Below are 12440 nucleotides of genomic sequence, written 5' to 3' on the forward strand. Positions count from 1 at the left end.
GTTTGATTTCAATGTGTCGTGCTGCTGATTAGTTTCCACCTTCTTCTTCTACAGGTGTTACTGACGAATTTCGCTTGGCTTCTGCCTTTTTGATTTTCGCCAATTCTGCTTCTGCTTCAGCAACTTCTTCTGGGAATTTCTTGAAGTTTTTAATGACACTTTCTAAGATGTATGTTGCTTGGAATGAATCTTCTAACGCATACGAGTTTTTCGCCATAAGAATTAATCCTTTGGCACCAAATTGTTTGTAACTAGAATAGTTTTTCACTAAGTTTTGGATGGCCTTGTTGGAGCCTTCATAGTCGCTCTCTTTGTTTTTGAAATACGCTTCATAATACAATGCTTCTGCTGCCAGTTTTCCTTTGGCAATTTTTTGCACTTCTACATACGCTGCTTTTGCTTTGTCTTCATCATTGGTAGCAATTGCCGAACGTGCAATTATGACATGCGCATCACTTCGAATACGATCGTCCACTTTGTCATTTGCCAATACTTTTTCTGCATAAGCAACTGCTTCGGTATAATTATCTTGTTCGTAATTTGCTTTCATTAAGTTAGACTGTGCAAAGGTTACGTTTTGCGGGAAATCGGCACTTTCTTCTAAACGTTTTAAGACCGGAATTGCCTTTGTATAATTATCCGTTTCTAACAATACTTGTGCTAATCTTGCCAACGCTTGTTCTGTATATTCGTTACGTTCGCTTTGTAATACATATTCATAATGTGGAATTGTTTTTTGCGTTTCTCCTTTGCTAAAGTATGATTGTGCTAGGTAGAAATTTGCTTTTACGGCGTTCATTCCGTTAGGGAATTGTTGCACATATTTTTCAAATCCTTCAATAGCTTTGTCTGTATTGTTTTGGATGAATTGCTTTTCTGCAGATTCATACGTTGCTTTGTCCAATTCAGCATCAGAAACATCTACAAAATCAAGATTCTTTACCCAATTCGCATATTCTTCTACTTTTCCTAATTCGATATAGATCAATTTAGCCGTAGCAACTGCTTGAATGGCTTCTTCTGTATTTGGAAATTTCGATACTACTGATCGGAATTTTGTCAAAGCAACCTGATTTTTCCCTGTGTTATAGTTGATCAATCCTTGCTTTAAGATTGTTTTTGGTACATACGAACTTTTTGGATATTCTTGAATCATTTTTGAATATGTATTCAATCCTTTTTCAGTTTCATCAATATTTATGTACGTATCACCAAGTTCATACAAAGCATCATCACGTAAAGACGATTTTTTATATTGCTTGATAAATTTATCTAACTCACTAATTTTCGTGTTTGTTTTTCCAGTAAAACCGTGGCTAATTGCTTTTTGAAAATATGCATAATCTTCATCAATACCTTTCATTGCAATGGCTTTGTCATAGGCTTTAATTGCATCTGCATATTTGCTCGTTACAAAGTGACTGTCTCCCAAACGTAAGTAACTATCATTTACACGTGCTTTATCGTCCGAATTGTTTGTGATAAACTTCTCAAAACTCGAAATAGCGCTTGCATATTCTTTTTGTTTGAAATATGTGTATGCTAAATTGTAGTCAATAGTTTGTGCTTCTTCGGTATCTGTGATATTTGCATTGGCAAAGGATTTAAAACCTTCCAAAGCAATATCATAATTATCTAATAAATAGTTGGTTTCGGCTTTCCAAAAAGTGGCTCTTGCTGTATATTCTGGAGATTCGTTTTCTTTCAGTGATTTTTCAAAGAATTCCAAAGCTTCTTGATATTTATTATCATTAAACAATTCAATAGCTCTGTAAAATGCTACTTTTTGATACGTAGTTTTGTCGCTGTATTTTTTACTTGATTCTAACAGATTCAAAGCAGCTTCGTAATCTTTTGAAGTAATATAAGAACTTACCAATAGCTCTTCCAATTCTGCTTGATGTTCTGTTTCAGGATATTTTTTTAAGTATGATGTTAATACCGATGGAACACTTTCGTACGGATTCCCAATTTCATAACTCAATCGTGCGTAGTTTAAACCTGCATCTTCTTGAATTTTTACATCAAAATCCATTTGAGAAGCATTACGAAACGCATTCAACGCTTGTTGCTTTTGATCGGTATTCAAATAACATTCTCCTAAATGATAATAAGCATTTTGCGCAACAAAATTACTTCCATCTACAATTTTATTGAATTGCTTGATGGCTTTTTTGTAGTCTTTTTGTTTGTAATACGCATATCCTAATTGATAGAAATCTGTATTATTCCATTTTCCTTTTTTTCCTTTGTATTTTTCTAAATAAGGAATGGCTTCTTCGTATTTTTTTAGGTTGAAATAACTTTCTCCAATAATTTTATTGAGTTCTGAAATTTCTTTTCGATCAGCATTGGGCAGTTCTTTCTTAGACAAATCGATTGCTTTTTGAAACTCTCCAATCTTAAAGTTCATATCTGCTTTAAAATACGATAGCTTCTCATTGTATTCTTCATCTTGTGAAACACCATCAAAATACTCACTTGCTTCTTTATAATTATCTTCCTGATAAGCGATGTATCCTGTATAATATTTTGCCTGTGAACCGTATTTTGGAGAATCTAATAATTTTTGAAAAAACTGTTTAGATTGATCGTACTTTTTAGAAGTAAAATAGGCATATCCTTTCTTAAAGTTATAATCTTCTCTTTGCGAATTTGTCAATCCTTTATCTCCCGATTTATCATACCATTTTAAGGCACGCGAATATTTCCCGTTCTCAAAATAATAATCGGCCACATCAATATAGGCTGAATTTCGTTTCGTGCTTGTTGGATATCTTTTTACAAAATCTTCCATCATATTATCCGCGCCTAGCTGGTTTAATCGCACGGCGCAATTGGCAATATAATAAGCACAATTGGCTTCGGTTTCATAATCGGAAGTTCCACCTTTTACTTTATCAAAAAGTGCTTGAGAAGCCTGATACTGTTTGCTATTATACAAATGTAAAGCTTCATTATACTCCTTTAAATCATGTGTGTATACTTTGGTTTTTTGTGCATGCGATAGTTGAAAACATACGAGCACAAAGCATAGAATGAATTGAAGATTTTTTTTGCTCATGAATCTTGTGGTTTTATGAGGTTTGCAACGCTTTGCGTATTGAATTTCTATTCCATCACAAACTTAACGTAAATATATCTGTTTCGCCAATTTTAACAGGTTAAGAAATTCTTTTACTAATAGAAATAACGTCTCTTTTTTGGTATAATTATATCAATCGCATATAAAAAGCAATTTCTAGGTCGTATTTAGTATTTTATTAACAATTGATTCATGTCTGACTTCTAAAAAATCGACAATATTGAGTATGCCTGCACTTTAAAAATTATAAAATTCTGAATTCTAAGCTATTAAAATTACAAAATTCGCAAAAAGAGCGAATATTCATATCGAAATGAACCTTTTAAGTCATGTTCTCCGTATCTTATAACTTATTAATTTTTAAACCATTACAATCATGAAAAAGAAGGAAATCAAGTCACTTGACCTTAACAAAGAAACTATTTTTACAATCCAAAAGCTGAAAGGTGGAACAGATTCAAAACCTCGATCTATTTGTCACTGTCCATCGTACGGTCATTGTCCAACAAAAGATGTTGATCAATAGTTTTTTATAAAGCGAACTTCATAGTTCGCTTTTCTTTTCTCCAAATTCAGCATTTATTACAATAAGTTTTCCGTATTGCGGTTTAATTCTTTACTTTGTGTAATCGATTTTTAAATCCCTTATAATTCATGGAACAAATTCTCAGTCTTAGAAACGTTTCTATTTTTCAACGTGAAAGCCTCATTCTTTCCGATATCAACCTCGCTATTAATAAAGGTGATTTTGTGTATTTGATAGGAAAAACTGGTTCTGGAAAGAGTAGTTTTATGAAAACATTGTATGGCGATTTGCCTTTGACAGATGGAGAAGGAAGTGTCGTTGATTTCGATTTAAAAACCTTAAAAGAGAAAGATATTCCTTTTTTAAGAAGGAAATTAGGCATTGTTTTTCAAGATTTTCAATTGTTACAAGATCGTACCGTAGCCGATAATTTATTGTTTGTTTTAAAAGCTACAGGCTGGAAAGACAAAGATAAAATGCAGGCCAAGATTGATGAGGTGTTGGATAAGGTTGGTATGAAAACAAAAAACTTCAAGTTTCCCCATCAACTTTCTGGTGGAGAACAACAACGTATTGCCATTGCCCGCGCACTTTTGAACGATCCTGAATTGATTATTGCCGACGAGCCTACCGGAAATTTAGATCCGCAAACAAGTGTAGAAGTCATGCAAGTATTGCAAGAGATTAATAAAAGTGGTCGTACTATTTTAATGGCTACCCACGATTACGCATTGCTTTTAAAATATCCTTCCAAAACACTAAAATGCGACGCAGGAAAAGTGTTTGAAGTCGTTCAGAAAAATGTATAAATCGCTCAAAAAAACCATCAAAAAGGTAATTCCGAAGCGTTTTATTTTCCAAAACGAACCTTTTTTCAGATTTTTTCACGGCATTTTTTATTTGGGAAATACACATCAGTGTGGTGTTTGCCAAAAGAAATTGCGATCCTTTATTCCTTTAGATAATGGAGATTTACTATGTCCTTTCTGCGGAAGCTTAGCCAGAAATCGTCGTTTGTGGAAAATTTTGAATGCTGAAAATTACCTTAAAGGTCATGTATTGCATTTTTCGCCTTCACGAAATATCTACAGAAAACTAAAAAAACGATCCGATATACAGTACCTAACTTCCGATTATGAAGATGAATTTATTGCGGATGTTCGATTTAATATTACAGACATTGATCAAAAAGATGCTAGTTTTGATACTATTATTTGCTTTCATGTATTAGAGCATATTCCAAATGATATCAAAGCTATGGAAGAATTGTACAGAGTTGCCAAACCCAACGCAAACGTGCTTATACAAACACCTTTTAAAGATGGTGCTATTTATGAAAACGAAAGCATTACAAGTCCGGAAGACCGATTGAAACATTTTGGACAAGAAGATCATGTACGTATATATTCTCCAGAAGGATTAAAAACACGCTTAACAAAGGTTGGTTTTACAGTAAAAACCTTATCTTTCTCCCCTGAAAGTGATGATGCCTATTTTGGTTATTCATCACCTGAAATTGTACTAATTGCTACCAAAAATGCTGTCGATACTCATTCCAACGTATGATTATGATATTTCTTCTTTAGTGGAAGAAATTCACAAGCAAATTACAAAGACAGCTATTGTTTTTGAAATTTTATGTTTGGATGATCATTCTAACGACCAGGAAACAATCAAAAAGAATGAGCGTATCAATACATTTTCAAATGCTTCTTATACCGTATTACCTGAAAATATTGGTCGTAGTAAAATCCGAAATTTACTTTCACAAAAAGCCACCTATGATTGGCTGTTATTTTTAGATGCAGATGTAATTCCTGTGGCTCCCGATTTTATTTCTAAGTATATAGAAACAATTTCTGATGAGAAAGAAGTGATTTATGGCGGAATTTTATATCAAGAAGAAAAACCAAAACAGGAAAATGTATTGCGTTGGATTTATGGGAAAGAGCGCGAAGCTTTAAACGTACAACAGCGCCAAGAAGCTTTGTATTTGCGCTTTTTAACTTTGAGTTTCTTGATTAAGAAAAATGTCTTTGAAAAAGTAAAATTCAACGAAGATATTCCAAATGCACGTCATGAAGATACCTTGTTTGCCAACGATTTGAAACATGCTGCTGTACACATGACACATATTCACAATCCTGTGTATCATTTAGGTTTGGACACGAGTAAAGAATTTATTCGCAAATCAATGGAATCGGTAGAAGTCTTGATTTTGTTTTTGAAAAACGGATTGATTGAATACAATGATATTTTGATTACCAAAGTGTTTGGTCGCGTAAAGAAATTTGGCTTCAATCATATTTTATCAATGATGTATCGTTGGTTTGGAAAACGTTTTGAGAAAAATTTGCTTTCCAACAATCCTTCAATGTTTATTTTTGACTTATACAGATTAACGTATCTTTGTTACTTAGATAAGCGTCAATAATGCCACTTTTTTCCGTAATTATTCCATTATATAATAAAGAAAAGTACATACAACAAACTATAGAAAGTGTGTTGCAACAAACATGCGCAGATTTTGAATTGTTGATTGTAAATGATGCAAGTACAGACAAGAGTGTCGCTGTAGTTTCGAAGCTTTCTGACCACAGAATTCGACTGATTGAAAACCCAAAGAATTTAGGACTTTCTGCAACTCGAAATCATGGAATTTCCAAAGCTAAAGGTGATATTATTGCCTTATTGGATGCAGATGATGTTTGGCTTCCTAACTTTTTGAAAACCATTCAAAATCTATACAATACACATCCAGAAGCTTCTATTTTTGGAACCGATTATATGGAAGTGTATACTTCTCATGACGATTTAATTCCTCAAAAAAATATAGATGCTGCTTTGAAAGGCACTTCCTTTTTGATTGCAGATTTCTTTGAAGCAAGCATGTTTCAACCTATTTTTTGCCAAAGTAGTCTTGCCTTTAAAAAAACGATTTGTACGGAAACCGCAGTTTTCAATCCGACAATTACCTTTGCTGAAGATATTGATTTCTATGTAAAATATGGTTCTCAATATCGTGTTGCGTATCATTATGAAGCCTTGTCAAAAGTACGCTTTGAAGTTCCTGATCAAATGAGCAAAACGTCCATCGCCACAAAGGTATTACCAAATTTGGATGCGTATGAAGAACGCGCAAAAGAACACAATTCCTTAAAAAAGTATCTCGATTTGTATCGTTATATTTTTGCTTCTCTGTATACTTTAGAAAATGCAATTCCCCAACGAAATGCAATGCTGAAACACCTAGACTACAATAATCTTACTTCCAAACAACGGTTATTATTGAAAAGCCCACGTTTTGTATTGGTGTTATTAAAAAAATTAAAAGGGTTTTTGCTGAAGTGTAATATTCGGGTAACTTCTTTTTAGACTTACTTAGACTTACTTAGATTGTTAGATTTTTAGACGCGCTTTGCTTTTAGATTTTGGGTCTTAAAAATACTTCTGAATTTTAAATATCCAAAAGTAATTATTTAGAAAGTTTCACATCTTCTTTGGTAATCACAAAATCCTGATAATCACGAATGTAATCAGATTCATCAAATTCATCAGAAGCTAATACCAAGCAAACCGCTCCAGAAGAAAAGTTTTCCAATTCACGCCAAATTCCATGTGGAATTAAACATCCTTGATTTGGTTTGTTGAGTTGAATGCGTCTATTGGTTGTTCCATCTTTAAAAATCACTTCAAAACTTCCACTCAAGGCTATTAAAACCTCGTGTTGTTCTACATGCGCATGTCCACCTCTTTTAGCGCCACTGGGAATATCATACAAATAATACACACGTTTACACTTAAACGGAATTGTATCTCCTTCAATGACAGAGATATTTCCTCTATAATCCTCAATTTTGGGAATTGTGATGAGTTGAATATCAGCAACAGTTGTAGACATATTTTTAGGTGGTTATTAGTTTAATCCATTTCTGGATTACTGGTTTTTCGGTGAATTTTTTTATGGAAGATAATGCATTTTGTTTACATATCGCATACAATCCCATATTTTCGATTAAAAGTAACATTGCCTCTTTTAACTTCGCAAAGTTTTGATCTTCAACGAGCAAACCGTTTATTTCATCTTGAATTATTTCACTTGGTCCTGATTTACAATCGAATGAAATTACTGGCGTTTGTTGTTGCAATGCTTCTATTAAAACCATTGGAAAGCCTTCTACCCTACTCGATAACACTAAAAATTTTGCATTTCGAATATATTCCGACACATTTTCCACAAATCCCAATAGCTTTACATGCGATTCTAACTGCAATGTTGAAATCAAATTTTCTAACGATTTTTTATCGCTTCCATCACCACAAATAAACAGTTTTATATTTCTTTCTGCCAATTTAGAGGCGTGATATGTTTCAATCAAACGATCAAATTGTTTGATGTCATTTTGCAAGCGTCCTACCGCAATGATGTACTCATTTTGCGTTTCGAAAGTAGTGATTTCTTCCCTTTTTTCAGCAGTAATATAGTTAGGAATGTGTAATTGGTTTTTAAAAGCGTATAAGCGGTTCAATTTTTCTTCAATTGCTTCAGAAACAGCAACTACTGCATGCGTATTATTATATATTTTTTTGAATATTTTTCCTTTTGGGATATGCCATTCAATCTGATAACTATGTACCATCATGATCATTTTTTTGGCATCAAAGATATATTTGTGCAATGCATATTCCATTAAAAATCTGCTCCGTGATCGAAAGTCAATATACATATCTGCATTGCATTTTTTATACGCTTTTTTAAAAGCAAAAAACTTCTGAAGCTGTTTGATAACTTTAATGGACGATTCACGTTGACCTAAGTTATACAACGTTCCTTCATACGCATACGTAACGGTATCTTTTAGAGAAATAATCGATACTTCAAATCCATATTCATGAAGCGATTTAGAAAAGTTTGCTGCCTGCTTTTCCGCGCCTCCGCCACTGAGACAATCAACAATTATACAGATTTTCTTTTTAGAATTTTGCAGCATAAAGTTTTCCTACTATCTTTCACGCAAATATACTGTTTATGCGAATATTATTGGTAGGAGAGTACAGTAGATTTCATAATTCGCTCAAAGAAGGTCTACTAGAGTTGCAACACGATGTTACATTGATCGGTCGCGCTGACAACTTTAAAAACTACCCAATTGATATTTCGCTCGAAGCTACTTTTTTTCATAAAAAGGTTCCGAATGCATTTCGCCAACTACTTTTTAAAATTTTTAATATCGATATTGCCTTTGTAGAAATTGCATATCGTTTTTACAAACATAGAAAGTCGTTTCGCAATTACGACGCTGTACAATTGATCAACGAGTTTCCATTTGCGACGATTCCATCCATAGAACGAAAATTATTAAAGTACATTTTTAAGCATAATAAAAATGTGTATTTGTCTTCTTGTGGTGATGACTTTCATTATGTGAATTATATTTTGAGTGCAGATTTACCATATCACATGTTAACGGCTTATCAAAAGGATAAAAGCACCAAAAAATGGTTTCGCTATTCGTTGCAATACTTATCAAAATCGCATGAAAAGTTGCATCATTTTGTCATTAAACATGTAAAAGGTATTATACCTGCAAACTTTGATTATGAAATGGCATATCGCGAACATGCAAAAGTACTACCATTAGTTCCGTTTCCGATCAATATCGATTCACTCGCTTTTCAACCATTGGAATATAATGGGAAAGTCAATATTTTTCATGGTGTAAATAAAGTCAATTATTTAAAAAAAGGAAATAATCTGATTGAAAAAGCCTTGAAAATTATTGAAGAAAAGTATCCAAATCGCGTCAATGTAAAGACAGCTTCTAATTTACCGTATAAGGAATATATTCAGACCTACAATGAAGCACATATTATTATGGATCAATTGTATGGATATGATCAAGGATACAATGCTTTGGAAGCGATGGCAAAAGGAAAAGTAGTGTTTTCTGGTGCTGAAAAAGATTTTCAAGCGTATTACAAATTGAAAGCTCCAGCCTTGATTAATGCCACTCCAAATGTGGACGATTTGGTTGAAAAACTAAGTCATTTGATTGAAAATCCTGAAGAAATGATTGCGATTGGTAAAAATGCACGTGCTTTTGTTGAGCAGTTTCACGAGTATGAACATGTTGCCAAACAGTATGTTGAACGTTGGCGCTCTTGATTTTGGGTCTTGGGTCTTGGGTCTTGGGTCTTGGGTTAAAAATACTTTTTCATTTTACATTTTTCAGTTTTACATTTTAAATTTCGTTTGTTCGTTTGTTCGTTTGAAAATAATTCGGTCTTATTGACAGTTCATAAACCATCAATAGCGTTTGTTTTTTATGATGATTTGTATGCATAGTTTTGATTCAATATCAATTTAAAACAAATTATCATGAAAAGAAGAAATTTTAAATTCTTAGAGTTAAACAAAAAATCAATTTCTAATTTAAATACGTTAGAAGTTAAAGGAGGAAGAAATTCGTACGACACGACTTGTCCAATTAATGGTTATAATTTAGGATGTAATGAAGCGGAAGAAGAAGCTCCAGACCTTTATACAAGCTATTTACCAACGGAAGAAGGTGGCGGCGTTCCTAGTCAATGTGGAGCAGACGCATAATAATATTACAGCGGACTTCGGTCCGCTTTTTTTTTACAATACTAGTGAAGTCTACGAATGCCTTCATACACTACAATACTTACCGCATTTGCTAAGTTCAAGCTTCTAATGTGTTCGCTAAACATAGGAATGGTGTACAAGTGCTCTTTGTTTGCTGCTGTGATTTCCGGAGCTAAACCTACTGATTCTTTCCCGAAGACTAAAAACAACTCATCTTCAAACGGAATTTCAGTGTATGCCTTTTCACTTTGACTTGAAAGATATACCATTTTTTTATCCGCATTTTTAGCGTAAAAATCTTCTATATTTTCATAGATTTTCACATCTAAATGTTGCCAATAATCCAGTCCTGCACGTTTGAGTCGCGCATCTGTGATTTCAAAACCAAAGGGTTTTACCAAATGTAAGTTGGAACCTGACGCCAAACTTAAGCGTCCTATATTTCCTGTATTAGTGTGAATTTCAGGTTCTACAAGTACGATATTATATGACATTTTATTTTATGATTATTTTTCTTCTTTCCCAATAAAAGTGATTGAAATCGCGATAAAACACATTCCACTAAGTACTCCTAAACCAATAGCTCCACCATTAGCTGCTGAATAAGTAATTGTTTGGTATTCATAGATTTCAACACTTCCGAAATATGCTGAACCAATTGCACTCAGAATTGCTATTAACAATAAAAAACCTCTGTAAATATTCATATTATGATTTATTAATCTTATTCCTTCTTTTTGGCAAGAATCAAAAATACTAAAAAGGAAGTCACTAAAGATAAGTATCTATTTGAATTTTATATAATCCACTTCTATTTTAAATGGACCTGCTTTTTTCTCGTTTGAAATGAATCCAATACGCAAGATATTCTTCAGTTCTTTTTGAGTTGGTTTTCCATCTCTTTCGCGTCCGATATTGTATCGAACAAAATCTGTGAAGATAATTTCTTTTTCAACCCATTTCCATTCTGTGCTTGGTAAGTTTACTTTATAATACGGAACAAACCAGCGTTTGTCCATTTCTAAGGTAAATCCCATGTCATACTGCTTGGAACGGTAACGAATGATTATTTTTTTATACGAAGAAAGATCGCGTTTTTTATATGGACTTCGATACGAAGAAAATCCGCCATTGTTTTCCAACGAAATTTTTCCACTAAAAACGACACCATCGTCTGAAAAACGATAATCTCCTTCAGAGAGTCCGCCCATGACACCATCATTCGTTATTTTCCAACGTTCACCATCTTTGTATTTTCCAAAATCAACAAGATCTTCTTGCGACCATAAAAATGTTGTGAATATCAGAAAGCATAATGTATAACGAATTTTCATGTGTTTTTTTCTTAAATATACGAAGTTTTTAGAAAGTTTAGTACGCTACAATTCATTTCTGAATTGTGATATTTTGATGAAGCATCTGCTTTTTAGTTTTATTTTTCTATTTTCGTTTTTCAATATGTATTCACCAATTCCCCGAGTATTCTATGGAGTTTAATTTTATATCTGAAAAAGCTACTATTGGTAAAAATGTTACCATTGGAAGGTTTTGTATTATTGAAGATGATGTTGTTATTGGCGATAATACGGTGATAAAGAATTATGTCGAATTGCGCAAAGGCACTGTCATTGGGAAAAACTGCTATATTGATTCCCGCGTGACTTCTTCTGGAAATTGTGTCATCAAGAATAATGTAACGGTTCGTTATGATTCTATTCTGGCCAGAGGTTTGGTGGTGGAAGACAATGTGTATATTTCTCCAAAGTTAATGACCAATAATTTAGATACCGAAAAGAAACAGATTGGCGGCGCGCATATTGGCGAGAATGTTTTTATTGGAACAAACTGTATTCTACATCACGGAATTACCATTGGTAAAAATAGCGTCATTGGTGCTTTATCTTTTGCAAATAAAGATATTCCGGAAGATGAAGTTTGGTTTGGAAATCCTGCTGTTTTTAAACGTAAAAAGTAGGTTTTTTAGGTCGCTTTTGCTGTTGGGTTTTGGGTTTTGGGTCGCTTCGCTTTTGGATTTGTTATTTTCAATGATACATGTTGAATTTTGAATTGCTTCGTAGTTAAACTCTTTAATTGATGAACTTTAGGGAATCCTAGTGGTTCTCGATACAACAAATCATAGATTTGCCACTCCTTTAGATTAGCATTCAATAAATCATTAACTTAAAAATGGAAAAGATACACTATCAAGTCACTCCAAGTTT

At 33.2% G+C, this 12440-nt stretch carries 14 protein-coding genes; 8 read left to right on the forward strand and 6 right to left on the reverse strand.

The window, feature by feature from the left end:
* Nucleotides 1-28 precede the first annotated feature (28 nt).
* Nucleotides 29-3064, reverse strand: a complete 3036-nt coding sequence (locus Q0845_RS26225) for a tetratricopeptide repeat protein (RefSeq protein WP_298520550.1) — start codon at nucleotides 3062-3064, stop codon at nucleotides 29-31.
* Nucleotides 3065-3461: 397 nt separating this feature from the next.
* Between Q0845_RS26225 and Q0845_RS26230 the strand changes: the two genes are divergently transcribed.
* The 5 genes from Q0845_RS26230 to Q0845_RS26250 all read left to right on the forward strand — a co-directional run bounded on the left by Q0845_RS26230 (nucleotide 3462) and on the right by Q0845_RS26250 (nucleotide 6986).
* Nucleotides 3462-3611, forward strand: coding sequence for a hypothetical protein (locus Q0845_RS26230; RefSeq protein WP_290681588.1), 150 nt, complete (start codon nucleotides 3462-3464; stop codon nucleotides 3609-3611).
* 128 nt (nucleotides 3612-3739) lie between these two features.
* Nucleotides 3740-4420: a cell division ATP-binding protein FtsE gene (locus Q0845_RS26235; protein WP_298520556.1), complete on the forward strand. Its 681-nt coding sequence runs from the start codon at nucleotides 3740-3742 to the stop codon at nucleotides 4418-4420.
* Entirely contained in the window at nucleotides 4413-5177 is a 765-nt protein-coding gene (locus Q0845_RS26240) for a class I SAM-dependent methyltransferase (protein WP_298520559.1), read from the forward strand. The genes Q0845_RS26235 and Q0845_RS26240 overlap by 8 nt, the downstream gene beginning before the upstream one ends.
* Nucleotides 5149-6045, forward strand: coding sequence for a glycosyltransferase family 2 protein (locus Q0845_RS26245; protein WP_298520562.1), 897 nt, complete (start codon nucleotides 5149-5151; stop codon nucleotides 6043-6045). The genes Q0845_RS26240 and Q0845_RS26245 overlap by 29 nt, the downstream gene beginning before the upstream one ends.
* Nucleotides 6045-6986 (forward strand): glycosyltransferase family 2 protein, encoded by a 942-nt coding sequence (locus Q0845_RS26250; RefSeq protein WP_298520564.1) that lies wholly within the window; start codon nucleotides 6045-6047, stop codon nucleotides 6984-6986. The genes Q0845_RS26245 and Q0845_RS26250 overlap by 1 nt, the downstream gene beginning before the upstream one ends.
* Before the next feature lie 100 nt (nucleotides 6987-7086).
* On the opposite strand, the gene Q0845_RS26255 is transcribed toward Q0845_RS26250, so the two are convergent.
* Both Q0845_RS26255 and Q0845_RS26260 read right to left on the reverse strand, forming a co-directional pair.
* A complete protein-coding gene (locus Q0845_RS26255) occupies nucleotides 7087-7512 on the reverse strand; it encodes an FdtA/QdtA family cupin domain-containing protein (protein ID WP_298520567.1) in 426 nt (141 codons plus the stop codon).
* Nucleotides 7513-7516: 4 nt separating this feature from the next.
* Nucleotides 7517-8602, reverse strand: coding sequence for a glycosyltransferase family 4 protein (locus Q0845_RS26260; RefSeq protein WP_298520570.1), 1086 nt, complete (start codon nucleotides 8600-8602; stop codon nucleotides 7517-7519).
* 38 nt (nucleotides 8603-8640) lie between these two features.
* On the opposite strand from Q0845_RS26260, the gene Q0845_RS26265 reads away from it, so the two are divergent.
* Together Q0845_RS26265 and Q0845_RS26270 are read left to right on the forward strand one after the other, a co-directional pair.
* Entirely contained in the window at nucleotides 8641-9777 is a 1137-nt protein-coding gene (locus Q0845_RS26265; RefSeq protein WP_298520573.1) for a glycosyltransferase, read from the forward strand.
* 213 nt (nucleotides 9778-9990) lie between these two features.
* A complete protein-coding gene (locus tag Q0845_RS26270) occupies nucleotides 9991-10218 on the forward strand; it encodes a hypothetical protein (RefSeq protein ID WP_298520576.1) in 228 nt (75 codons plus the stop codon).
* 41 nt (nucleotides 10219-10259) lie between these two features.
* Here the strand turns inward: Q0845_RS26270 and Q0845_RS26275 are convergent, their stop codons facing one another.
* The 3 genes from Q0845_RS26275 to Q0845_RS26285 all read right to left on the reverse strand — a co-directional run bounded on the left by Q0845_RS26275 (nucleotide 10260) and on the right by Q0845_RS26285 (nucleotide 11552).
* A complete protein-coding gene (locus tag Q0845_RS26275) occupies nucleotides 10260-10712 on the reverse strand; it encodes a tRNA (cytidine(34)-2'-O)-methyltransferase (RefSeq protein ID WP_298520579.1) in 453 nt (150 codons plus the stop codon).
* 12 nt (nucleotides 10713-10724) lie between these two features.
* Entirely contained in the window at nucleotides 10725-10925 is a 201-nt protein-coding gene (locus tag Q0845_RS26280; RefSeq protein ID WP_298520581.1) for a hypothetical protein, read from the reverse strand.
* A gap of 78 nt (nucleotides 10926-11003) precedes the next feature.
* On the reverse strand, nucleotides 11004-11552 hold the full coding sequence (locus tag Q0845_RS26285) for a CIA30 family protein (protein ID WP_298520584.1): 549 nt from the start codon (nucleotides 11550-11552) through the stop codon (nucleotides 11004-11006).
* Between the two features lie 152 nt (nucleotides 11553-11704).
* Between Q0845_RS26285 and Q0845_RS26290 the strand changes: the two genes are divergently transcribed.
* Entirely contained in the window at nucleotides 11705-12193 is a 489-nt protein-coding gene (locus tag Q0845_RS26290; RefSeq protein WP_298520587.1) for a DapH/DapD/GlmU-related protein, read from the forward strand.
* The last annotated feature ends 247 nt before the right edge of the window (nucleotides 12194-12440 follow it).

Origin of the sequence: uncultured Kordia sp., assembly GCF_947489565.1 — a bacterium.
Lineage (GTDB): Bacteria > Bacteroidota > Bacteroidia > Flavobacteriales > Flavobacteriaceae > Kordia.